Source organism: Tsukamurella paurometabola, from assembly GCF_900631615.1.
In the GTDB taxonomy this organism is placed as follows: domain Bacteria; phylum Actinomycetota; class Actinomycetes; order Mycobacteriales; family Mycobacteriaceae; genus Tsukamurella; species Tsukamurella paurometabola_A.
The window spans coordinates 3,646,968-3,671,011 of record NZ_LR131273.1 but is presented as its reverse complement, the minus strand read 5'-3'; the positions used below and the strand labels follow the sequence as shown (position 1 = coordinate 3,671,011).

General features: G+C 67.9%; 18 protein-coding genes and 3 rRNA genes. All 21 read right to left on the bottom strand.

All coding sequences use genetic code 11. The annotated features are described in order from the left end of the window. Entirely contained in the window at nt 1-1,434 is a 1,434-nt protein-coding gene (gene der / locus ELY19_RS18345; RefSeq protein WP_126197502.1) for a ribosome biogenesis GTPase Der, read from the bottom strand. Next, nucleotides 1,431-2,114 (bottom strand): (d)CMP kinase, encoded by a 684-nt coding sequence (gene cmk / locus ELY19_RS18340; protein ID WP_126198919.1) that lies wholly within the window; start codon nt 2,112-2,114, stop codon nt 1,431-1,433. The genes der and cmk overlap by 4 nt, the downstream gene beginning before the upstream one ends. Before the next feature lie 14 nt (nt 2,115-2,128). Further along, complete coding sequence (locus ELY19_RS18335; RefSeq protein ID WP_126197501.1) at nt 2,129-3,046, bottom strand: pseudouridine synthase; 918 nt, start codon at nt 3,044-3,046, stop codon at nt 2,129-2,131. Between the two features lie 42 nt (nt 3,047-3,088). After that, the gene (locus ELY19_RS18330) at nt 3,089-3,679 is read right to left on the bottom strand and encodes a hypothetical protein (protein ID WP_126197500.1); all 591 of its coding nucleotides are present in this window, start codon (nt 3,677-3,679) and stop codon (nt 3,089-3,091) included. Next, nucleotides 3,672-4,325 carry an SMC-Scp complex subunit ScpB gene (gene scpB / locus ELY19_RS18325; RefSeq protein ID WP_227966945.1) on the bottom strand — a complete coding sequence of 218 codons (654 nt, stop codon included), beginning with the start codon at nt 4,323-4,325 and terminating at the stop codon, nt 3,672-3,674. Before scpB ends, ELY19_RS18330 begins: the two co-directional genes overlap by 8 nt. Beyond that, the gene (locus ELY19_RS18320) at nt 4,322-5,227 is read right to left on the bottom strand and encodes a segregation and condensation protein A (RefSeq protein WP_374101507.1); all 906 of its coding nucleotides are present in this window, start codon (nt 5,225-5,227) and stop codon (nt 4,322-4,324) included. The genes scpB and ELY19_RS18320 overlap by 4 nt, the downstream gene beginning before the upstream one ends. Next, nucleotides 5,224-6,105 carry a ParA family protein gene (locus ELY19_RS18315; RefSeq protein WP_227967224.1) on the bottom strand — a complete coding sequence of 294 codons (882 nt, stop codon included), beginning with the start codon at nt 6,103-6,105 and terminating at the stop codon, nt 5,224-5,226. The genes ELY19_RS18320 and ELY19_RS18315 overlap by 4 nt, the downstream gene beginning before the upstream one ends. 151 nt (nt 6,106-6,256) lie before the next feature. Further along, nucleotides 6,257-7,201 (bottom strand): site-specific tyrosine recombinase XerD, encoded by a 945-nt coding sequence (xerD, locus tag ELY19_RS18310; protein ID WP_126197499.1) that lies wholly within the window; start codon nt 7,199-7,201, stop codon nt 6,257-6,259. Between the two features lie 2 nt (nt 7,202-7,203). Next, nucleotides 7,204-7,887: an NUDIX domain-containing protein gene (locus ELY19_RS18305; protein ID WP_227966943.1), complete on the bottom strand. Its 684-nt coding sequence runs from the start codon at nt 7,885-7,887 to the stop codon at nt 7,204-7,206. Beyond that, the gene (gene pyrG / locus ELY19_RS18300) at nt 7,868-9,601 is read right to left on the bottom strand and encodes a CTP synthase (protein WP_126197498.1); all 1,734 of its coding nucleotides are present in this window, start codon (nt 9,599-9,601) and stop codon (nt 7,868-7,870) included. Before pyrG ends, ELY19_RS18305 begins: the two co-directional genes overlap by 20 nt. 65 nt (nt 9,602-9,666) lie before the next feature. Continuing rightward, the gene (locus ELY19_RS18295; protein WP_126197497.1) at nt 9,667-10,587 is read right to left on the bottom strand and encodes a copper transporter; all 921 of its coding nucleotides are present in this window, start codon (nt 10,585-10,587) and stop codon (nt 9,667-9,669) included. Further along, a complete protein-coding gene (gene steA, locus ELY19_RS18290) occupies nt 10,588-11,778 on the bottom strand; it encodes a putative cytokinetic ring protein SteA (protein ID WP_126197496.1) in 1,191 nt (396 codons plus the stop codon). A gap of 174 nt (nt 11,779-11,952) precedes the next feature. Beyond that, nucleotides 11,953-13,728 (bottom strand): DNA repair protein RecN, encoded by a 1,776-nt coding sequence (gene recN, locus ELY19_RS18285; protein ID WP_126197495.1) that lies wholly within the window; start codon nt 13,726-13,728, stop codon nt 11,953-11,955. 4 nt (nt 13,729-13,732) lie between these two features. Then, nucleotides 13,733-14,641 (bottom strand): NAD kinase, encoded by a 909-nt coding sequence (locus ELY19_RS18280; protein ID WP_126197494.1) that lies wholly within the window; start codon nt 14,639-14,641, stop codon nt 13,733-13,735. Next, the gene (locus ELY19_RS18275) at nt 14,638-15,462 is read right to left on the bottom strand and encodes a TlyA family RNA methyltransferase (protein WP_126197493.1); all 825 of its coding nucleotides are present in this window, start codon (nt 15,460-15,462) and stop codon (nt 14,638-14,640) included. The genes ELY19_RS18280 and ELY19_RS18275 overlap by 4 nt, the downstream gene beginning before the upstream one ends. Beyond that, on the bottom strand, nt 15,462-15,659 hold the full coding sequence (locus ELY19_RS18270; protein ID WP_126197492.1) for a hypothetical protein: 198 nt from the start codon (nt 15,657-15,659) through the stop codon (nt 15,462-15,464). The genes ELY19_RS18275 and ELY19_RS18270 overlap by 1 nt, the downstream gene beginning before the upstream one ends. A 10-nt stretch (nt 15,660-15,669) precedes the next feature. Beyond that, the gene (locus tag ELY19_RS23655) at nt 15,670-16,620 is read right to left on the bottom strand and encodes an HAD-IIA family hydrolase (RefSeq protein WP_197715925.1); all 951 of its coding nucleotides are present in this window, start codon (nt 16,618-16,620) and stop codon (nt 15,670-15,672) included. Further along, nucleotides 16,617-17,951 (bottom strand): tetratricopeptide repeat protein, encoded by a 1,335-nt coding sequence (locus ELY19_RS23650; RefSeq protein ID WP_197715924.1) that lies wholly within the window; start codon nt 17,949-17,951, stop codon nt 16,617-16,619. The genes ELY19_RS23655 and ELY19_RS23650 overlap by 4 nt, the downstream gene beginning before the upstream one ends. Nucleotides 17,952-18,086: 135 nt before the next feature. Next, nucleotides 18,087-18,203 (bottom strand): 5S ribosomal RNA (gene rrf / locus ELY19_RS18260). 133 nt (nt 18,204-18,336) lie between these two features. Then, a 23S ribosomal RNA gene (locus ELY19_RS18255) occupies nt 18,337-21,424 on the bottom strand. A gap of 449 nt (nt 21,425-21,873) precedes the next feature. Continuing rightward, nucleotides 21,874-23,394 (bottom strand): 16S ribosomal RNA (locus ELY19_RS18250). The 16S, 23S and 5S rRNA genes sit together here, the layout of an rRNA operon. Nucleotides 23,395-24,044 lie beyond the last annotated feature (650 nt).

The following is a 24,044-nucleotide window of genomic DNA, read 5'->3' as shown; positions in this document are numbered from 1 at the left end:
CTACTTCTTTGCGCGCTTCTCGCGGACCCGGACGTTCACCCGCACCGGCGAGCCGTCGAATCCGAACTCCTCGCGGAGCCGGCGCTCGAGGAACCGTCGATACCCCGCCTCGAGGAAGCCCGTCGTGAACAGCACGAACGTCGGCGGCCGCGTCGCGGCCTGCGTCGCGAACAGCACCTTGGGCAGTTTGCCGCCGCGCAGGGGCGGCGGGGTCGCGGCCATCACCTCGCGCAGCCAATTGTTGAGGCGGCCCGTCGGGATCCGCTTGTCCCAGGACTCGAGCGAGGTCTCGATGGCGGGCACCAGCTTCTGCAACGCGCGGCCGGTCTGCGCGGAGATGTTCACCCGCAGCGCCCACGGCAACTGCACGAGTTCCCGGTCGATCTCCTTCTCCAGCTGGTACCGGCGGTCCTCGTCGACCAAGTCCCACTTGTTGTAGGCGATCACCAGCGCCCGGCCCGAATCGATCACCATCGACAGCACCCGCAGATCCTGCTCGGTGATCGGCTGCGAGGCGTCGATGAGCACGATCGCGACCTCGGCGGCCTCGATCGCTCCCTTGGTGCGCAGCGAGGCGTAGAACTCGTGCCCGCTGGCCTGGTTCACCTTCTTGCGCAACCCTGCGGTGTCGATGAACTTCCAGGTCTTGCCGCCGAGCTCGACGAGCGAGTCCACGGGATCGACGGTGGTGCCCGCGACGTTGTCGACGACGGAGCGGGTCTCGCCGGTGAGCTTGTTCAACAGCGAACTCTTGCCGACGTTCGGCTTGCCGATCAGCGCGATGCGGCGCGGTCCGCTGCCGCCGGTGCCCTCACGCGGCGTCTCCGGGAGTTTCTCCAGGATGACGTCCAGCAGATCGCCCGTGCCACGACCGTGCGCGGCGGAGATGGTGTGCGGCTCACCGAGCCCCAGGGACCACAACGCCGCGGCCTCGGCCTCGGTGCGCTGATCGTCGACCTTGTTCGCCGCGAGGATGACGGGGGCCTTCGACCGGCGCAGCACCCGCGCGACTGCCTCGTCCGTCGCGGTGGCGCCGACGGTCGCGTCCACGACCACGACGATCGCGTCCGCGGTGCGCATGGCGACCTCCGCCTGCGCCGCGACGGACTGCTGCAGTCCCTTGGCGTCCGGCTCCCAACCACCCGTGTCCTGCACCAGGAACCGTCGCCCGGCCCAGTTGGCCTCGTAACTGATCCGGTCGCGAGTGACGCCGGGAATGTCCTCGACGACGGCCTCGCGGCGCCCGAGGATGCGGTTGACCAGCGTCGACTTACCCACGTTGGGGCGGCCGACGATGGCGACCGTCGGCAGCTTGGCGGCGGCCTCGGCCGCCTCGGCCTCGAGATCGGCGAAATCGCCCTCGTAGTCGGCGAAGTCGCCCTCGTCGTCCCACGTACCGTCCTCGACGGCGTACTCGAACTCGTTGTCACTCATCGGGTGGCCTCCTTGTCGCGGGAGGCGCTCAGTGCACGGTCGGCCGTCTCGGCCACCGCGGCGACGGTCTCCTCCAGGTTCATCTCCGACGAGTCCAACTCGATCGCGTCGTCGGCCGGGCGCAGCGGTGAGATCTTCCGCGTCGAGTCCAGCCCGTCGCGGCGCTGCACGGACGCGAGCACCTCGTCGAAGTCGCTGGGCAGACCCAGCTCGATGTTCTGCGCGTGCCGGCGCTCGGCACGCGCCTGCGCCGATGCGGTCAGGTAGATCTTCACCGGCGCATCGGGGAAGACGACGGTGCCGATGTCGCGGCCCTCCACCACGATCGGCGATTCGTCGTCGGCGGCGATGGCCCGCTGGTAGTCCACGAGCTGCTCGCGCACCTCGGGCACCGCCGACACCGCCGAGACCGCCGCCGTCACGTCGTCCTCGCGGATCCGGCGGGTGATCGAGATCCCGTCCAGCTCCACCTGTTCCGACAGCGGATCGCATCCCATCGCCAGTGGCAGGTCGGCCGTCACCGCGGCGATCGCGGCGGGGTCGGTGAGGTCCACGTCCTGCTCCAGCGCCCACACGGTAGCGGCGCGGTACATCGCGCCGGTGTCGAGGTACCGCGCGCCGAGGTTCTCGGCGATGCGCCGGGCCACCGTCGACTTGCCGGTCCCCGACGGGCCGTCCATGGCGATCACGAGCGTCACAGTCCCACCGCCTTGTAGAGAGCAGTCACTTCGTCGCGGCCGAGCACGCGCAGCGAGCCCGGGCGCTGGTCGCCGAGGGCCACCGACCCGACGTGCGTGCGCACGAGACGCTCGACGGGATGCCCGACCTCGGCCAGCAGCCGCCGCACGATGTGCTTGCGGCCCTCGTGCAGCACGATCCGCACCATCGAGCGCCCCTCGGACGCCTCCAGCACCGAGAACTTGTCGGCCTTCACGGGGCCGTCCTCGAGCTCGACGCCCGACCGCAGCGTGTTACCGAGCCGACGCGGCACCTCGCCCTGCACCCACGCGAGGTACGTCTTGGGCACCTCGTAGGACGGGTGCATGAGGCGGTGCGCGAGCTCACCGTCGTTGGTGACGAGCAGCAGACCCTCGGTGTCGGCGTCGAGACGGCCGACGTGGAAGAGACGCTGGCCCGCGGCGACCCGCTCGGCGACGATGTCGCCCACACAGGGACGGCCCATGTCGTCGCTCATCGTCGACTGCCAACCGCGCGGCTTGTTCAGCGCGAGGTGCACGAGGTTCTCGTTGACCACCACGCGCACGCCGTCGACGCGGACCACCGCGACGTTGGGGTCGACGCGACGTCCTTGTTCCGTGACGATCTCGCCGTCGACCTCGACGCGACCGTCGGCGATCATCTCCTCGGCCACGCGCCGCGAGGCGACGCCGGCCTGGGCGAGTACCTTCTGCAGGCGGATGCCCTCCCCCTCGGCGGCGGCCGCCGGCGCGTGATCCGAGGACGCGCGATCCGCCCTGCGCGCCGCGACGTTCTGCGTGCGAGCGGGCTTGGCGTTGGAGAGGCGCGGGACGCCGCCCTGCTTCGAGGGCTGCTTGGGCTTGCTGGTTCGATTTCTGTCCGGTGTGCCATCACGGCGAGCGGGTCTGTTCATGATCCCTCCATGATCGCAGGTCGCGGGCGAAAGCGGTATTCGTCAGCGCGGCGCGGCGCGCGAGGCGCTCAGCGGGCGGTTCCGGCGGCCCATGAACAGCACGGCGGCGCCGACGGACGTGACGGCGATGGTGCTCACCAACCCGGGCCTGGCTGGGAAGAACAGCGGGTCGCCGCCCGCATCGCCGCCGGTCAGGTCTTCGAGACCGCTCATCATCATGGAGGGAAAGATCCACACCAGGATGGACAGCATCGCGGCCAGCCCCAGCAGTCCGCTCGCGATCGCGCGTCCGCGCACGGCGAACGACGGGCGGACGGTGGCGACGATCACCAGGACCAGGGCCACGACCGCGAGCCCCGCGGTGGCGTAGCCCCACGGGAGCACCCCGTCCGTGGCGACGCCGCGGACCGGCCCTTCCACCTCGGGTCCGGTGACGACCGTCCGGCCGGTGCCGGTGAAGGCGAACGGGACGGTGACGCGGCCGATGGTCAGCCCGAACCACGTGGCCGTCGCCGCCCACACGGTCAGCGCCGCCACGGCCCCGGTGAGGACGAGCGGCCACCAGCGGCGCACCGTCGGACCGGCGGCGCCGAGCGGAAACGCTTCGCGGAGAACGGCGGAGAGGTCAGGCATCGGGATCGAATCCGATCACGTCGGCACTCTTGCGCCCGAGCCTGGCGAACCGCGGTTCCTCATCGAGATGACTGCTGAGGTCCTCGATCACGTCGACCTCGGGCAGGAGGGGTGCGAGCGGCGGCAACTCGTCGAGCGAGCTCAGGCCGAGCCGTTCGAGGAAGAGGTCGGTGGTCGCGTAGGTGGTGGCCCCGCCGTCGCTGCCGGCCTCGGCGATGAGGCCGCGGGCGGCGAGCGTGCGCATCACACCGTCGACGTTGACGCCGCGTACCGCGCTCACCTGCGACCGGCTCACCGGCTGCTTGTAGGCGATCACCGCGAGGGTCTCCAGCGCGGCACGGGTCAGCTTGGACCGCACCCCGTCGAGCAGCAGCCGCTCGACGTAGGGCGCGTACTCGGCCCGGCTGTAGAGCCGCCAGCCCTCGGCGGACTCGCGCAGCTCCATACCCGAGCGCCGGTCGGCGAGTTCCCCCGCCCAGGCACGCAGGTCCGCGGTGATCCTTTCCTCCGGCTCCTCGAGCGCGGTCCCCAGCTGCTCCGCGGTCGCGGGCGCGTCGACCACCAGGAGCAGCGCCTCGAGCGCCGACCGCAGCTCGTCCGGCTCCATGCCCTCGACCAGGGCGAAATCCTCGGCCTGCTCGCTCATCGTTCCTCCTGCCCATCGTCGGGTGCGTCGTCGTATTCGTCGCGGGTCCCACCCACCACGGTGCCATCGTTCTCCCCCGACCACCGCACCTTGAGGTCGCCGAGCGCCTCGGGCTGGTCGAACAGCACGGCGCGTTCGCGGTACAACTCGAGCAGCGCGAGGAAGCGCGCGATGACGGCGATGCCCGAATCGCAGTCGGCGACCAGCTCGGCGAAACCGGACCAGTGGTCGGGCCGCTCGCGCAGCCGCGCCGCGATGAGCCGGGCCTGCTCGGGCACCGACACCTTGGGCACGTGGAGGTGCCCCAGGCCCACCGTCGGCTTCGGCTTCGGGGTGAACGCGGACGCCGCGACCAGCGCGAACTGTTCCGGGGTGACGCCCAGCTGGACCGGGGGCACGAGCTCCTCGAACCGGGGCTCCAGGCCCACGGCCCGCGGGTACCGACGGTTCGCCTTCGCCTCGAGCTGGGCCATCAGCTCGGCCACCTGCTTGTAGGCGCGGTACTGGAGCAGGCGCGCGAACAGGAGGTCGCGCGCCTCCAGCAGCGCCAGGTCCTCGGCGTCCTCGACCTCGCCGGCGGGCAGCAACCGGGCGGCCTTGAGGTCGAGCAGCGTCGCGGCGACCACGAGGAACTCCGTGGTCTGGTCGAGGTCGGCCCGGGCACCGAGTTCCTTGGTGTAGGCGATGAACTCGTCGGTGACGACGTGCAGCGCCACCTCGGTGACATCCAGGCGGTGCCCACCGATCAGCTGCAGCAGGAGGTCGAACGGGCCCTCGAAGTTCGCGAGCTTGACCGTGAAGCCCGACGGTGCCTCCGGCGCACCGTCGGGCGCGGGGCCGGCGGACTCGGACGGCTCCGGCTCCGCGACCGCCTCGATCGGCTCGGCGTCGGTGGGGCTCACTTCTCCTGCGCGATCACCTCGCGCGCGAGCGCGCGATAAGCGGTGGCGCCGGAGGACTTCGGTGCCCACGACGTGATGGGCTCGCCCGCGACGGAGGTCTCGGGGAAGCGCACCGTACGCGAGATGACCGAGTGGTACACGGCGTCGCCGAAGACCTCGACCACGCGGGCCATCACGTCGCGCGAGTGCAGCGTGCGCGCGTCGAACATGGTGACCACGATCCCGGCGAGGTCGAGCCGCGGGTTGAGTCGGTCCTTCACCTTGTCCACGGTGTCGGTGAGCAGCGCGAGGCCGCGGAGCGCGAAGTACTCGCACTCCATCGGGATGAGCACCTGGTCGGCGCAGGCGAGCGCGTTCACGGTGAGCAGCCCCAGCGAGGGTTGGCAGTCGATGAGGATGTAGTCGTAGCGGTCCAGCACCGGGTACAGCGCGCGGCCGAGGGTCTGCTCGCGCCCGACCTCGTTGACCAGCTGGATCTCCGCGGCGGAGAGGTCGATGTTCGACGGGAGCAGGTCGAGGCCGTCGATGCGGGTGCGCAGCAGCACGTCGTCCGCGGAGATCCGGGACTCCATGAGCAGGTTGTGCACGGTGAGCTCCAGCTCGTGGTGGGCCACACCGAGCCCCGCGGAGAGGGCGCCCTGGGGATCGAGGTCGACGAGCAGGACCCGCCGCCCGTACGACGCGAGCGAGGCGCCGAGGTTGATGGTGGTCGTCGTCTTGCCGACGCCGCCCTTCTGGTTGCACACCGCGATGACGCGGGCCGGGCCGTGGGTGGCCTTGGGCGTCGGCTCGGGGAAGTCGACGCGGGGCCGGCCGGTGGCGTCGAGGCCGTCTTCGGCCGTGGGCTTCGGCGCGTGGTGATGATCCAGCTCCCCCAGGTCCAGGCCCGGGTTCTCCGCATCCGGCGCTGCCGCCACTAGCCCACCTCCTTCGTCCTTCCCTCACACCCTAATGCGCGCTGTGCAGTCACGGATGCAGCGGCGCGCGCGAGCGCCGATTCTACGGACCGGAACGGCGACGACTCGGTCGTCAGCCGAGCGCCCGCGGGTGTGCCTGGGCGTACACCTCGCGCAGTGCGCTCACCGTCACGAGCGTGTAGACCTGCGTCGTGGTGACCGATGCGTGGCCGAGCAGTTCCTGCACGACACGCACGTCGGCCCCGCCCTCGAGCAGGTGCGTGGCGAAGGAGTGGCGCAGGGTGTGCGGCGAGACGTGCGTGGTGGCGGTGTCGATCCCGGCGCGTTCCGCTGCGGCGGCCAGCACCTGCCACGCGGACTGCCGCGACAGCCGGCCGCCGCGCACGTTGAGGAACAGCGCCGGGTTCGAGCGCTTCACCAGCGCCGGTCGTCCCCGCACCAGGTAGGCGTCGAGCGCGGCGAGCGCCGGGCGGCCGATGGGCACGACGCGCTGCTTACCGCCCTTGCCGAGCAGCACCACGGACCGGGACTCCGCGTCGATGTCGTCCACGTCGAGCGCGGTCACTTCGGAGATGCGGGCGCCGCACGAGTACAGGAGTTCGAGCATCGCGCGGTCGCGCAACCGCGACGGGGTGTCGGCGTCGGAGTCGCCCCCGGCCGCCTCGAGCAACGCGATGACCTGCTCCACGGGCAGTGCCTTGGGCAGCCGCTTCGCGGGGGCCGGCGGCCGCACCTCGCGGGCCACGTCCGCGGCCGTCACGCCCTCGGCCGCCGCGAATCGGTGCAGCCCGCGGACCGCGATCAAGGACCGGGCGGCGGAGCTGGCGGCGAGCGGCGGATGATCGTCGCCGCCTTCGCGCAGTGCCACCAGGAATCCGCTCACCTGCTCCTGGGTGACCTCGGCGAGGTCGTCCACCCCGAGCCCGGCGAGGTACTCGCGGTACCGGCCGAGATCGCGCCGATAGCTGCTCAGGGTGTTCGCCGCGGCGCCCCGTTCGACGGTGAGGTGGTCGAGGTAGGTCCGCAGTTGATCGTCGAGCGCAACCCCGACCGACACAGTTACCGACCGTCCTCCACGGGCCGCCCCTTCCGGGCGGCCAGGGCCGTCGGGCGACCCGGCCACGGCGCGTCGGAACAGCGCAGCGGCGTGTCGTCGTCGGTGACCATCGTGGCCGCGAGGATGGCGCTCACGGAGGTCGAGTTCACGATCTCGCCCGAGAGGACCATGCGGACGGCGTCGGGCATGGCGATCCACTCGACCGTCATGTCGAGCTCCTCGTCCTCCTGCTCGGCCATCTCGCAGTACCGCAGATCCGTGGCGAGGTAGACGCGCACCATCTCGTCGGTGAAGCCGGGCGACGGGGCGAGATCCACCAGTACGTGCCAGTCGCGGGCGCCGAGGCCCGTCTCCTCCGCCAGCTCGCGCTGCGCGGCGCACACGGGCTCCTCCTCGCCGGTGTGGTCGAGCAGGCCCGCCGGGATCTCCAGCATCCGACGCCCCATGGGGTGGCGGTACTGGTTCACCATGGCGATGGCGCCGTCGGCGTTCATGGCGACGACGGCCACGGCACCGTCGTGCTCGACGACGTCCCGGACGGCCGTCCCGCCACCCGGCATGGTCACCTCGTCGCGCCGGACCGCGAAGATCGGCCCCTCGTAGACGGTGTCACTGCTGAGCGTCTGGAAATCGTGCTGCTGCACGGAACCGAGCGATTCGAGCTGCTCAGTCATCTGCGCGGTCATCCTCCGACGGTACCTCCTCCGGGGCGGTGCGCACGCCGACCGGCAGTTCCAGTTCCGAGCGGTACTTCAGCGCGGCACCGATGAACGCCGCGAACAGCGGGTGCGGGCGGGTGGGGCGCGACTTCAGCTCGGGGTGCGCCTGCGTGCCGACGAGGAACGGGTGCACCTCCTTCGGGTACTCGACGAACTCGACGAGGTGGCCGTCGGGCGAAACACCCGAGAACCGCAGGCCCGACTCGGCGACCTTGTCCCGGTAGGCGTTGTTGACCTCGAAGCGGTGGCGGTGCCGCTCCGAGACCTCGGTCGCGCCGTACGCGTTCGCCACGATCGAGCCGCGTTCGAGGGCCGCCGGGTACGCGCCCAGGCGCATCGTGCCGCCCAGGTCGGCCTCGCCGGCGACGGCCTGCTCCTGATCCGCCATGGTGGAGATCACGGGGTGCTGGGTGTCACCGTCGAACTCGGTGGAGCTCGCGCCCTCGAGGCCGACGGAGCGCGCGGCCTCGATCACGATGCACTGCAGGCCCAGGCAAAGGCCGAGCAGCGGCACGCCGCGCTTGCGGGCGTAGCGGATCGCGCCGAGCTTGCCCTCGATACCGCGGATGCCGAAGCCGCCGGGGATGAGGATGCCGTCGACGTCGCGCAGCGCGGCGGACGCGCCCGCATCCGTCTCGCAGTCGTCGGACGGGACCCAGGAGATCTGCACCTTCGCCCAGTTCGCGAAGCCACCGGCGCGCAGCGCCTCGGTGACCGAGAGGTAGGCGTCGGGCAGGTCGATGTACTTGCCCACCAGCGCGATGTGCACGGTCTCGCGCGGCTCGTGGACGCGGCGCAGCAGGTCGCCCCACACGGTCCAGTCGACGTCGCGGAAGGGCAGGCCGAGCTTGCGCACCACATAGGCGTCGAGCTGGTTCTGGTGCAGCACCTTCGGCACGTCGTAGATCGAGCCGGCGTCGGGGCAGGAGATGACACCGTCGATGTCGACGTCGCACATGAGCGCGATCTTGTTCCGCTGTCCCTCCGGGACGTCGCGGTCGCAGCGCAGGATCAGCGCGTCGGGCGTGATACCGATGCTGCGCAGCGCGGCGACGGAGTGCTGCGTGGGCTTGGTCTTGAGCTCCCCCGACGCGGCGAGGTACGGCACCAGCGAGACGTGCAGGAAGAAGACGTTGTCGCGGCCCACGTCGTGGCGCACCTGTCGGGCGGCCTCGAGGAAGGGCTGGGACTCGATGTCACCGACGGTGCCGCCGATCTCGGTGATCACGACGTCGGGGACGATGCCCTCGGAGTCGGGCGCCTGCATCGCGAGGATGCGGGCCTTGATCTCGTCGGTGATGTGCGGGATGACCTGCACGGTGTCGCCCAGGTACTCGCCGCGGCGCTCCTTGGCGATGACCGTCGAGTACACCTGGCCGGTGGTGACGTTCGCGATGCCCGAGAGGTCGCGGTCCAGGAAGCGCTCGTAGTGGCCGACGTCGAGGTCGGTCTCGGCGCCGTCCTCGGTGACGAACACCTCGCCGTGCTGGAACGGGTTCATCGTGCCCGGATCCACGTTGAGGTAGGGATCGAGCTTCTGCATCGTCACGCGCAGGCCGCGCGCGGTGAGGAGCTGTCCCAAGCTGGAGGCCGTCAGGCCCTTACCCAGGGAGGACGCAACGCCTCCGGAGACGAAAATGTGCTTCGTGGCGACACGCGCGCCAACGCGAGGAGAGGGCAACGAGACTCCCGTATTCGAGCGGACAGACCTGCTTCTACTACGGGACTCCAGCCTATCACCAGGAGTCAGCGGACGCCCGTTCCGTAGGCGCGGACGTCGTCGCGCGTCGCCTGCGCGAGCGCGAGCGCGGTCGAGACCTGCCCCACCACGGTGTCCGCGTCGTCGACGGTGGCGAGCCGCTCACCGAGGCCCTTGTCCTGCCGCACGACCACGACAGGGCCCGCACCCTGCGACGATCCGGTGCGGCCGGCGAGGACGGCACCGTCGCCGTGGCGCGACAGCGCGGCCGCGAGGCGCCCGATCCCCTGCCCCTCGCCGGCTCGTTCCCCGGGCACTGTTCCGCCCGTCACGATCACCGTGGCGCGCGCGCCGGGCACCGTCGGGCCGGAGAAGCCGACGAAGCCCGCCTGCTTCAGGGCGGCGAGGGCGTCGGTGCGCCCGTTCGACGGCGGCGTGACCGCGCCCTCGGAGAGGAGCACCGCGCCGATCAGGTCGCCGGCGCGGGCGCGCGGGTCGACGAGGGAGGAGTCGAGGGTGACGCCGTTCGGGACGGCGTTGTCGACGACCCCGCGCAGGCGTTCGGCCTTGTCCTCGGCGTAGAGATCGTCGGTCAGCTCCAGCGTGCCCGCGACGGTGCCGCCGCCCTGCGTGACGCGCCTGCTGATCTGCGCGACGTCACCGCGGTCGGCCGACGGAGCGACGACCATCAGGACGGGCACCCCCGCCAGGCTCCGCCCCAGCGACGACGGTGCCGCCGCGTCGGCGAAAGCGTCCGCCGCCCGGGCGCGGTCCGTGAGCGCGGCGTTGCTCTGCTCGAGCTGATCGACCTTGGTGCGCAGATCCTTGAGGTCGCCGTCGGTCGTGAACCGGGAGAGCACTCCCCCGCCCAGGGCGACGCCGAGCGCGAAGGCGAGCAGGACCGCCGCCCAGAACAGCGCGGGCCGGCGAGCGCCGGGCGTGCGGAGGCGGCGCGACGGGCCGCGCACCTAGAGTGCCCGGAACTGGCCCTGAACCCAGAGCGCGAAGCGGTTCCACTGGTCGATGACCCACTGCAGCAGGTCGTGCCCCTGGTTGGAGACGAGCACGGCGGCGACGACGGCGACCAGCGCGGCGAGGATGAACAGGGCGATGGCACCGCCGTGTCCACGGCTGCGGTACAGGGTCGCGACGGCCTTGCCGTCGACCAGCTTGGTGCCCACCTTGAGCCGGGTGAGGAACGTCGACGGGTTGGACTCGCGGCGCCCCGCGTCGAAGAACTCCTCCAGCGAGGCGGAGTGGCCGACCGAGACGATGAGCGAGGCGCCGTGGTGATCGGCGATGATGAGCGCGAGGTCGGCGGCCGAACCGGTCGCCGGGAAGGTCATCGCGCCGATCCCGAGGTCCTGGATCCGCTCGAGGCCGGGCGCGTGCCCGTCGGGGGCGGCGGGCAGCACGACCTGCGCGCCGGAGCGCAGGGTGTTGGTCGTGATCATCTCCGGATCGCCGACGATGAGATCGGGGCGGTAGCCGGCCTTGACCAGCGCGTCGGCGCCGCGGTTCACGCCGATGAGCACCGGCGCGTACTCCTTGATGAAGGGCTTGAGCCGCTTGAGGTCCTCGGCGTGATCGGGTCCGTCGGAGACGACGAGCACGTGCCGCTCGTTGAGGTTGACCTCCACGTCGGGGATGCCGACGCCGTCGATGAGCAGCGGCGACTCGACGCGGATGAACTCGACGGTGTTGCCGGCGAAGGCCTCCAAGTGGTCGACGACACCGGAACGCGCAGCGAGCATGCGCGAGGTCACGTCGGTGTCGGTGAGCGCCTCGCCCTGGGCCAGCTCGCGCTCACCGGTGTAGACGACGCCCTCGTGGACGCGCACCTTCGCGCCGTCCTTGATGCGGGAGAAGACCTCCTTGCCCGCATCGTCGACGAGTTCGATACCGGCGGCGGCCAGCACCTCGGGACCGAGGTTGGGGTACCGGCCGGAGATGAACGGCGAGGCGTTGACCACCGCCGCGACCCCCGCCTCGACCATGAGGTCGGCGGTCGTGCGGTCGAGGTCGAGCTCATCGCACACCACGATGTCGCCCGCGCCGATCCGGCCGAGCAGACGGGTGGTGTCCTTGTCGACCCGGGCGGTGCCGGTGACGCCGGGCAGGTTCGACGTGTTGCGGGACAGCAGGCCAGTGAGCTTCATGCCGCACATACTGCCCCGTGAGTCACAGAAGTCACGTGAGGCGCGCCGACAACACTGGAAACTTTCAGTCCCACCCGCCCCACCGTGCGCCGGACGGGATACTGAAACCGCCCCTCAGCGCGATCACGATGCACAGACGTCGCCGCGACTCATCTCCGGCCCGGCTTCTGGCGCTCAGCGGCTGGCGTGGGCCCCCGACTGCGCGACCTTGTCCGCGTCGGCGGCCTCGAGCAGCTCCTCCGCATGCGCGCGGCCGGTGTCGGAGTCGCCCAGTCCGGCGAGCATGCGAGCCAGTTCGGCGATGCGCTCCTCGCGCGACAGTGCGGTCAGCGTCGAGGTCACCGAGCCCTTACCGGTCTGCTTCCCGACCGTCAGGTGGGTGTCCGCGAAGGCGGCGACCTGCGGGAGGTGCGTCACGACGATCACCTGGTGGCGCTGTGCGAGGGCGGCGAGCCGCCGGCCGATCTCCACCGCCGCCTTACCGCCGACGCCGGCGTCGACCTCGTCGAACACCATCGTCAGACCCTGCTCGGTGGCCGCGAGGACCACTTCGAGGGCGAGCATCACGCGGGACAACTCGCCGCCCGAGGCGGACTTGCCGATGGGCAACGGGTTCGCGCCGTCGTGCGCGACGAGCCGGAACTCGACCACGTCCGTGCCGTGCGCACCGGCGCGGCGCCGCGCACCGTCGACCACGACGCCGTCGGGCTCGGAGGTGTCGGGCGCGACGTCGACCGTGATCGAGGCGCCGCCCATGGCGAGCTTGCGCAGCTCGCCGGTGACCTTCTTGCCGAGCGAGCCGGCGGCCTTGACCCGGGCGGCGGTCAGCGCGGCGGCGGCACCGGCGAGGTCCGCCTCGAGCGACGTGACGCGAGCCTGCAGGGCGGCGAGCCCCTCGGCGGACGTGTCGATCCCCGCCAGCCGCTCGCGGGCCTCGTCGGCCCACGCGAGGACGCCGTCGATGTCGGGGGCGTACTTGCGGGTGAGGGTCTTCAGCTCGGACTGGCGCAGCAGCAGCGACTCGAGTTCCGACGGGTCGCTGGGCAGATCCGTGAGGTAGGCGCCCAGCTCGGTCGCCACGTCGCCCGCGACGGTCGCCGCCTCGTCGATGCGCTCGGCGAGCGCGCGCAGCGCGGCGTCGTCCGAACCGGCGAGCGCGGCGCGCACGGTGCCGAGCAGGTCCAGCACCGCCCCGGCGCCCTCACCGTCGCCGCCGTAGCCCGCGCCGGTGAGCGCGGCGTACGAGGTGTCGGCGGCCTCGCGGAGGGTGTCGAGGTCCGACAGCCGTTTGATCTTCTCGACGGTGTCGACGTCCTCACCGGAGACCGGCGCGACCCCGTCGATCTCGGCGAGCGACGCGGTGAGGTGGTCCTGTTCGAGGGCGAGCTCGCGCGAGCGGGTCGTGCGGTCGGCGAGTTCGGCGCGCGCGGCGAGCCACTCCTCGCGGACGGCCTGGTAGGTGCGCAGCGCCTTGGTCGCCGGAGCACCCGCGAAGGCGTCGAGGAGATCGCGCTGCCGTTCGGGCCGCAGCAGGCGCAGCTGGTCGTTCTGGCCGTGGACGGTGAGCAGGGGCCCCGCGAACTCGGACAGGGTGCCGACGGGCACGCTGCGCCCGCCGAGGTAGGCGCGGGAACGGCCGTCGGCGGCGACACTGCGCACCGCGATGACGGCGTCGTCGTCGAGCTCGCCCCCGGCGTCGTCGACCGTCGCGCGGACCAGGTCGGCGGAGCTGGCGCCCGCCAGCGAGAACCGGCCCTCGACGATCGCCTTGTCGGCGCCGGCGCGGATGCGTCCGGGGTCCGCCCGCGCCCCCGCCAGGAGGTGCAGGCTCGTCACGACCATCGTCTTACCCGCGCCGGTCTCGCCGGTGAGCACCGTGAGGCCGGGCGCGAACTCCGCCGCGGCCTGCTCGATCACGCCGAGCGACGAGATGCGGATCTCCTCGAGCACTTCGCTATCCCCCGATTCCCGTGCTGTTGTCGGCGGCACCGCTGTCGCCGTCGCGGCGGCCGCGCCAGCCGCTGATGGGCAGTTGGAACTTGTGCACCAGGCGGTCGGTGAACGGCGCGGCACCCAACTTGATGAACCGCACCGGCTCGGCGCCGCGGCGGATCTCGATGCGCCCGCGCTGCGGTACCTCCAGGGTGCGGCGGCCGTCGCAGAAGGCGATCGCCTCGTGTCGGCTGCCCTCGACCTCGATCGCGATCACGGACCGCGGGCTCGTGACCATGGGGCGCGCGAACAGGGCGTGCGCGTTGCTCGGCACGATGAGGAGGGCCTCCAGGTCGGGCCACATGACGGGGCCGCCCGCGGAGAACGCGTACGCCGTGGATCCGGTGGGCGTCGCGACGAGCAGCCCGTCGCACGCGAAGCGCGAGACGGGGCGGCCGTCGACCTCGGTGACGAGTTCGAGGAGGCCCTGCCGGGAGCGGTTCTCCACGGAGACCTCGTTGAGGGCCCAGCCCTCGGAGACGCGCCGGTCGCCGTCGTGGATCTCGACGTCGAGGGTCATCCTCGGGTGCACCGTGTAGCGGCGGTGCACGAGGTCGTCGATGGTGTCGGGAACGGTGTCGACCTCGGATTCGGCGAGGAAGCCGACGTGGCCGAGGTTGATGCCGATGATGGGGACGTCCGCGCGACGCGCCAGCTCGGCACCGCGGAGGAATCCGCCGTCACCGCCGAGCACCACGACGACCTCGCAGCCGACGGCGGCATCGTCGGGGGCCTCACGGACGTCGCTCTCGAGCTTCATCCGCACGCCCGCCGCGTCGAGCCGCCGGCGGATCTCGTCCACCGTGCGGCCCACGTCGCTGCGGAGCGTGTGGACCACCACCAGGAACGTGCGGTCGTGCGGTGCGGTCACTGCGGTCCTTCCGTCACAGCCGTGCCGATCATGTCGTCCACCTCGTCGGGGAGGGCCACGGGGCCGTCCCCGTCGGACTCTCTGCGCAGCCACAGGAAGTACTCGACGTTGCCCGACGGTCCGGGCAGCGGGCTGAAGGTCACGCCGCGCGTGGCGAGTCCGACCGCGGCGGCGGCCTCGGCGACCGCGCGGACGGCGCCGGCGCGCAGGGCGGGATCGCGGACCACGCCGCCGGACCCCAGCCGCTCCTTGCCCACTTCGAACTGCGGCTTGACCATGGGGAGCAGGTCGGAGCCGGGTGCCGCGCACCGCGCGAGCGCGGGTAGTACCAGGCCGAGGGAGATGAAGGAGAGGTCGCCGACCACCAGGTCGACGGGGCCGCCGAGGGCCTCCGGTTCGAGGAAGCGCACGTTCGTCCGGTCGAGAACCGTCACGCGGTGATCGTCGCGGAGCCGCCAGATCAGCTCGCCGTACCCCACGTCGACGGCGTACACCCGCTCGGCGCCGCGATGCAGGAGCACGTCGGTGAAGCCGCCGGTCGAGGCGCCGGCGTCGAGGCACCGGCGTCCGTCGACCGTGACATCGGGGAAGGCGTCGAGGGCCCCGATCAGCTTGTGGGCGCCGCGGGAGGCCCACTCGATCTCGCCGGCGACCGCCGTCACGTGCACGGGGTCGGCGGGGTCGATCTGGTTGGCGGCCTTGCGCGCGACCTGCTTGTTGACGGTGACCCGCCCGGACTCGATGAGCTCCCGGGCGTGCTCGCGCGAGCGGGCCATGCCGCGGCGGACCAGCTCGGCGTCGAGCCGCACCCTCCGAGCCATCAGGCGCGGTCCACGGTGTCGAGGGCGTCCACGAGGAGCTGATGCGCCTGCTCGAAGAGGGCCGCCTGGCGTCCGAGGGTCGCGAGTTCGCCGACACCGGCCACCGCGCCGGGGTCGACGACGGGCGCCCCGTCGAGCTCGTCGACGCGGTGCATCAAATCCTCGACGGCCGTGCGGACGTCAGCGGGGTCTTCCATCACGTCCACGCTATCGGATGGTCAGGCGCAGGCCCGAGCGACGCTCCTCGGGGACGTCCCGGGCGGCGGCGATCGCGGCGTACTTCGCGTCGGCGGGGTCCGCACCCGGGTCCCCGGTCACGGTCAGGGCGTCGCCGTCGACGGTGGCGGTCCACCCGTCCCGCGGCCCCGGCAGCGTCGCCCCACGGGGCACGCGGAGGCCCGCGAGGGTGTCCGCGACGAACGTCGGCTGGTGCCGGTCCGGCGCGCTGACGACGTCCTGCACGTCGTTGACGCCGGTGAGTACGAGGTAGGTGTCGGCGCCGAAGGCGTTGCCGCCCTCGATATCGGTGTCGAGACGATCTCCCACTACGAGCGCCGTATGGGCGCCCGAGGCCCGCATCGCGTCGACGAAGATCGGCGTGTACGGCTTGCCCGCGACCTGCGGCTCACGCCCGGTGGCGTTGCGCACGGCCGCCACCATCGAACCGTTGCCGACGAGCAGCCCCCGCTCGGTGGGGAGCGTGGCGTCCGTGTTCGTCGCCACCCACTCCGCGCCCGCACGGATCGCGAGCGCCGCCTCGGACAGGCGCGCCCACCCGGTGTCCGGGCTGTGCCCCTGAATCACGGCGCGGGCGTCCTCCGCCGACTCCACGAGCGTCAGTCCGCGCGCTTCGACCTCGGCGCGCAGTGCCGGGGCACCGACGACGAGCACCGGGGTGCCGGTGGGGACGAGGGACGACAGCAGGCCGGCACCGGCCTGGGCACTGGTGACGACGGACGCGTCCGGGGCCTCGAAGCCGAGGTCGCGCAGGTGCTGCGCGACCTCGCCCGGCCCCCGGCTCGCGTTGTTGGTCACGTAGGTGACGGGCAGGCCGTCGAGTGCGTCGGCCGCGCCGGGGATCGCGACGGCGCCCGCGTACACGGTGCCGTCCAGGTCGACGAGCAACCGATCGTAGGCGGCCGCGAGCGCAGTGCTCATTCCGCGTTGTCCGCGGAGAGCTCTGCGACGCGCTCCTCCGCGTCCGTGAACTCGTCCTCGTCCGCGGCGGCCGCGTTCAGGAACCAGGTGAGCGCGTCGTCGCGTCGCTCGGCGCCGAGCAATGCCTCGGCGTAGACGTAGAACAGGCGGGCCGCGTGGAAGCCGCGGCGCGAGGGATCGAGGTCCTCCGCCTGGAGAGTGACGACGGCCTTGTCGTACTCGCCCAGGTCCATCCGAGCGCCGGCCTCGACCATCCGCAGCTCCGTGCGATCATCGCCGGTGAGCTGGGCCGCCTCGTCGCCGCGGGCCGTCTCGATGGCCTTCTCGGGCCGGCCGAGACCGCGCTCGCTGTCCGCGATCATCGGGAGCAGGTTGACGGTGCCGCCCATCCGCTTCGCAGCGCGCAGCTCGCTCAGCGCTTCGGACCACTCGCCGTTCATGTACGCCGCGATGCCGCAGGCCTCACGGACCGCGGCGATGCGGCCGGCACGCTCCCGCGCGGCCCGCGCATGGGCGAGCGCGGCCGCCGGGTCCGTGTCGAGGAGCCGTCCCGCCATCACCAGATGGGAGGAGACGAGTTCGGCGTTGTTCTTGTCGAGGCTGAGCAGGTCGCGCCGGATCGCCGGATCCAGTTCCTTCGGATCGACGTCGTTCGGGATCGACGGTTCGCCGGCCCGGGTCCGCGGCCGTTCCGAGCGCTGATCCTCGCGCTGGAAACCGCTCCGGCTCCCGTGCCCCGGCCGTGAGCCGGAGCCGTTGCGGCTGAAGGAGTTACCCCCGCGTCGGTCGCCACCGCGACGGTCCCCACCCGGCGCCCCGCCTCGCCGGTCCGCCGTGCCTCCGCCGGACCGGCGGTCACCGGACGGCCTGCCGCCGAAGTCCCGGCGATCACCGGGAGCGGAGGACCGTCGATCACCCGACGGGCGGCCCCCGTACTCGCGCCGGTCGCCGCCGCGGGACTCACCACCGCGGTACTCGCGACGGTCCCCACCGCGTGCGTCGCCGCCCCGGTTGTCGCCGCGCTCGCCGCGGAAGTCGCGACGGTCACCGCCGCGGTGGCCGCCGGTGTCGCGCCGCTCACTCCGGGCGCCCTCGGATCGTCGCTCGCCTCCGCGGCTCTGGAAGCCGCCGCGCCGACCGTCGGCACGATCGCCACCGCCCCGCCGGCCGTCGGCACGATCGCCACCGCCCCGCCGGTCCTCGCCGCGACCACGGTCGTTGCCGCGCGTCGCGCCACGTGACGAATCTCCGCCGGTGCCGCGCTCGGCTCGGTCCGCCGGGTTGGTGAACCCCGCGCGCTGCCGCCGCTCGCCGTTCGACTCAGCCGCCACGTTGCACCCACTTCCCGTCGCCCCCGCGGCGACACACGTTCTTACTGTACTTGGACATGGCGAAGGCCCCTGAGGAGTGGAACACGAAAGTGTTCGACACGATCCCCAAGGGCCTTCATCCTGTATCTAATTTTAGTCCGGCGGTGTCCTACTCTCCCACACCCTCGCGAGTGCAGTACCATCGGCGCTGGAGGGCTTAGCTTCCGGGTTCGGAATGGAGCCGGGCGTTTCCCCTCCGCTATGGCCGCCGTAACACTGCGAAACAACACTCGTGTGCTGTCTCAGACATTGCATAGTGGACGCGAACCAGAACACTGTTCTGATTTCTGTTGTTGTTACACGCTTTCACCTGTGAGCTTGTGCTCGTTTTGGCGAATGTTATGTGTGTGGTAAGCCCTCGACCGATTAGTACCAGTCACCTACACGCATTACTGCGCTTCCAGTTCTGGCCTATCAACCCCATAGTCTGTAGGGGGTCTTACCCACTCAAGGTGGTGAGAAACCTAATCTTGGAACAGGCTTCCCGCTTAGATGCTTTCAGCGGTTATCCCTTCCGAACGTAGCCAACCAGCCGTGCTCCTGGTGGAACAACTGGCACACCAGAGGTTCGTCCGTCCCGGTCCTCTCGTACTAGGGACAGCCTTCCTCAAGTTTCTAACGCGCGCGGCGGATAGAGACCGAACTGTCTCACGACGTTCTAAACCCAGCTCGCGTGCCGCTTTAATGGGCGAACAGCCCAACCCTTGGGACCTACTCCAGCCCCAGGATGCGACGAGCCGACATCGAGGTGCCAAACCATCCCGTCGATATGGACTCTTGGGGAAGATCAGCCTGTTATCCCCGGGGTACCTTTTATCCGTTGAGCGACACCGCTTCCACTTGCCGGTGCCGGATCACTAGTCCCGACTTTCGTCCCTGCTCGACCTGTCAGTCTCACAGTCAAGCTCCCTTGTGCACTTGCACTCAACACCTGATTGCCAACCAGGCTGAGGGAACCTTTGGGCGCCTCCGTTACATTTTGGGAGGCAACCGCCCCAGTTAAACTACCCACCAGGCACTGTCCCTGAACCAGATCATGGTCCGAGGTTGAGGTATCCAATACGATCAGAGTGGTATTTCAACAACGACTCCACGAACACTGGCGTGCCCGCTTCACAGTCTCCCACCTATCCTACACAAACCGAACCGAACACCAATACCAAGCTATAGTGAAGGTCCCGGGGTCTTTTCGTCCTGCCGCGCGTAACGAGCATCTTTACTCGTACTGCAATTTCGCCGAGTCTGTGGTTGAGACAGCAGAGAAGTCGTTACGCCATTCGTGCAGGTCGGAACTTACCCGACAAGGAATTTCGCTACCTTAGGATGGTTATAGTTACCACCGCCGTTTACTGGGGCTTAAATTCTCAGCTTCGCCTTACGGCTAACCGGTCCTCTTAACCTTCCAGCACCGGGCAGGCGTCAGTCCATATACATCGTCTTACGACTTCGCATGGACCTGTGTTTTTAGTAAACAGTCGCTTCTCTCTGGTCTCTGCGACCCCACACAGCTCACGGAGCAAGTCCGGTCACCATGCGAGGTCCCCCTTCTCCCGAAGTTACGGGGGCATTTTGCCGAGTTCCTTAACCACAGTTCTCTCGATCTCCTTGGTATTCTCTACCTGACCACCTGTGTTGGTTTGGGGTACGGGCCACATCAGATCTCGCTAGAGGCTTTTCTCGGCAGCATAGGATCATGGAATTCACCGCAACGGCTACGCATCACCTCTCAGGCTGCATGAGATCCGGATTTGCCTAGATCTCGCCCTACAGGCTTACACCAGTACAACCACTGACTGGCCCCACTACCTTCCTGCGTCACCCCATCGCTTGACTACTACCAGCCGAGGTCCCGTGCATCCACCAGCTCGTCACCCGAAGGTGATCTCGCGGCTTCAGGACGGTTAGTACAACTGATTCATCAGGGGCGATCTGACACGGGTACGGGAATATCAACCCGTTGTCCATCGACTACGCCTGTCGGCCTCGCCTTAGGTCCCGACTCACCCTGGGAGGATTAACCTAGCCCAGGAACCCTTGGTCATCCGGAGGACAAGTTTCTCACTTGTCATTCGCTACTCATGCCTGCATTCTCACTCGCGCAGCCTCCACAACTAGGTCACCCTGCTGCTTCTACGGCTGCACGACGCTCCCCTACCCACCCACAGTCAAAACCGTGAGTGCCGCGGCTTCGGCGGTGTACTTGAGCCCCGCTACATTGTCGGCGCCCAGCCACTAGACCAGTGAGCTATTACGCACTCTTTCAAGGGTGGCTGCTTCTAAGCCAACCTCCTGGTTGTCTTCGCGACCGGACATCCTTTTCCACTTAGTACACGCTTAGGGGCCTTAGCCGGCGATCTGGGCTGTTTCCCTCTCGACTACGAAGCTTATCCCCCGCAGTCTCACTGCCACGCTCTCACTTACCGGCATTCGGAGTTTGGCTGACGTCAGTAACCTGTGAGGGCCCATCGGCCATCCAGTAGCTCTACCTCCGGCAAGAAACACGTGACGCTGCACCTAAATGCATTTCGGGGAGAACCAGCTATCACGGAGTTTGATTGGCCTTTCACCCCTACCCACAGCTCATCCCCTCAGTTTTCAACCTAAGTGGGTTCGGGCCTCCACAACATCTTACTGCTGCTTCACCCTGGCCATGGGTAGATCACTCCGCTTCGGGTCCAGACCCGGCGACTCACACGCCCTATTCGGACTCGCTTTCGCTACGGCTACCCCCATCGGGTTAACCTCGCCACCGAGCACTGACTCGCAGGCTCATTCTTCAAAAGGCACGCCATCACCCCACAACGAGGGCTCTGACGGATTGTAAGCACACGGTTTCAGGTACTATTTCACTCCCCTCCCGGGGTACTTTTCACCTTTCCCTCACGGTACTTGTCCGCTATCGGTCGCAAGGTAGTATTCAGGCTTACCGGGTGGTCCCGGCAGATTCACAGCAAATTCCACGGGCTCGCTGCTACTCGGGAATCCATCACAACAGGCACCACGTTTTCGGTTACAGGACTCTCACCCTCTCCGGCAGACCATTCCAGGCCACTTCACCTAACACGATGCTTTCTTACTGCTGTCCAGCCAGGTAGAACTGGAAAGATGAACCCCACAACACCACACACACAACCCCTACCCGGTATCACATGTGCATGGTTTAGCCTCATCCGCTTTCGCTCGCCACTACTCACGGAATCACTATTGTTTTCTCTTCCTGAGGGTACTGAGATGTTTCACTTCCCCTCGTTCCCTCCACACCGTCTATATATTCAACGGCGGGTAACACCACATGACTGGTGCTGGGTTTCCCCATTCGGAAATCCTCGGATCACAGCTCGGTTGACAGCTCCCCGAGGCATATCGCAGCCTCCCACGTCCTTCATCGGCTCCTTGCGCCAAGGCATCCACCGTGCGCCCTTAGACACTTACAACACACAAAACACACACCAAACCCGAGACAACATCAAGCCATCACAAATTCCGGTGCGCCCTTCATGACATCAAGCGCCAAAAAAACACAACAAAATGCTTACACAGAAACATGTAAAATTACAGAAACAAAAACCACGACAACCAGACACAAACGATCCGGCATCATGGTTGATGCTCGCGTCCACTATACAATTCTCAAACAACACACACCACCACACCGCCACCAGCCCGGCCCCAAAGGAACCAGTACGCCGGCGCAGACATCCAGCAGCAAACAGAGAAGACGTGTCCTCTCAGACACCCAACAGTGTGCCGACGAAACCCCACCAACCAACCCGAAGGCCGGCCCAGCAGGCAATAACAATTACCGTGTCAGTGTTCCACCCAATAATATGAGCAACCGCATCAGCCACATTCGAGCCGATCAACGGTACTACATGCTCCTTAGAAAGGAGGTGATCCAGCCGCACCTTCCGGTACGGCTACCTTGTTACGACTTCGTCCCAATCGCCAATCCCACCTTCGACAGCTCCCTCCCACAAGGGGTTAGGCCACCGGCTTCGGGTGTTACCGACTTTCATGACGTGACGGGCGGTGTGTACAAGGCCCGGGAACGTATTCACCGCAGCGTTGCTGATCTGCGATTACTAGCGACTCCGACTTCATGGGGTCGAGTTGCAGACCCCAATCCGAACTGAGACGCGCTTTAAGGGATTCGCTCCACCTCACGGTATCGCAGCCCTCTGTACGCGCCATTGTAGCATGTGTGAAGCCCTGGACATAAGGGGCATGATGACTTGACGTCATCCCCACCTTCCTCCGAGTTGACCCCGGCAGTCTCTCACGAGTCCCCACCATAACGTGCTGGCAACATGAGACAAGGGTTGCGCTCGTTGCGGGACTTAACCCAACATCTCACGACACGAGCTGACGACAGCCATGCACCACCTGTATAGAAGGCACAAGGCAAACCACATCTCTGCGGCGATCCTCTATATGTCAAACCCAGGTAAGGTTCTTCGCGTTGCATCGAATTAATCCACATGCTCCGCCGCTTGTGCGGGCCCCCGTCAATTCCTTTGAGTTTTAGCCTTGCGGCCGTACTCCCCAGGCGGGGTACTTAATGCGTTAGCTACGGCACGGATCCCGTGGAAGGAAACCCACACCTAGTACCCACCGTTTACGGCGTGGACTACCAGGGTATCTAATCCTGTTCGCTACCCACGCTTTCGCTCCTCAGCGTCAGTTACTGCCCAGAGACCCGCCTTCGCCACCGGTGTTCCTCCTGATATCTGCGCATTCCACCGCTACACCAGGAATTCCAGTCTCCCCTACAGTACTCAAGTCTGCCCGTATCGCCTGCAGGCCCGAGGTTAAGCCTCGGGTTTTCACAGACGACGCGACAAACCGCCTACGAGCTCTTTACGCCCAGTAAATCCGGACAACGCTCGCACCCTACGTATTACCGCGGCTGCTGGCACGTAGTTGGCCGGTGCTTCTTCTGTAGGTACCGTCACTTGCGCTTCGTCCCTACTGAAAGAGGTTTACAACCCGAAGGCCGTCATCCCTCACGCGGCGTCGCTGCATCAGGCTTGCGCCCATTGTGCAATATTCCCCACTGCTGCCTCCCGTAGGAGTCTGGGCCGTGTCTCAGTCCCAGTGTGGCCGGTCGCCCTCTCAGGCCGGCTACCCGTCGTCGCCTTGGTAGGCCATTACCCCACCAACAAGCTGATAGGCCGCGGGCCCATCCTGTACCGCAAAAGCTTTCCACCAACCCCCATGCAGGAGAAGGTCATATCCGGTATTAGACCCAGTTTCCCAGGCTTATCCCGAAGTACAGGGCAGGTCACCCACGTGTTACTCACCCGTTCGCCACTCGTGTACCCCCGAAAGGGCCTTACCGTTCGACTTGCATGTGTTAAGCACGCCGCCAGCGTTCGTCCTGAGCCAGGATCAAACTCTCCATAAAAAACACTAGAAACACAAAGTTTCAGCATAATCCAGGAAATCCTGAACAAAACGAAACCACTGACAAAAATCAATGATTCCAGAAATACATCTCGCAAAGAAATAAACGAGAAAAGCCACAACACAAACAACCAAATAATGATTGTCCATGCGTGCCAAAAATTTTGGCACTGACAATTTCATCGACACACTGTTGAGTTCTCAAAGAACACGCCAAACGCGGCTCACTTCACCACGATCCCGTACGACGGGACCTTAACGGCGGAGTGGAAACCTTCGCAGGCAACCGTTCCAGGTTACATTCTCGCGCCTCGCCTGTCAAGGCGACCCGCTCGAAGCAACCGTTCAAGCTTAGCAGAGCGGATTTCCGTGTGCAACTCGCTCTCGCGGGCCGCTCTCGGAACTGCCTCGAACCGCTCAACCGCACGTGTCAACTATCTCGACCGTGTGACACGCTCGAGAGGAAGTCTCTTCGTAGTGGCTGGCTGCTCGGAGCAACCGTTCCAGCTTATGTCGGAGTCGATCTCGGTGTCAAACCGGGGCTCGGCTCCCTGTTGTCAAAGCGTCTGCGTTTCTACCGTCTGACCTGGGCTTTTCGGCCCCGTCCTGGTCGGTGTCGCGCTGACTTCGAATAAGTTACGCACCGACGAA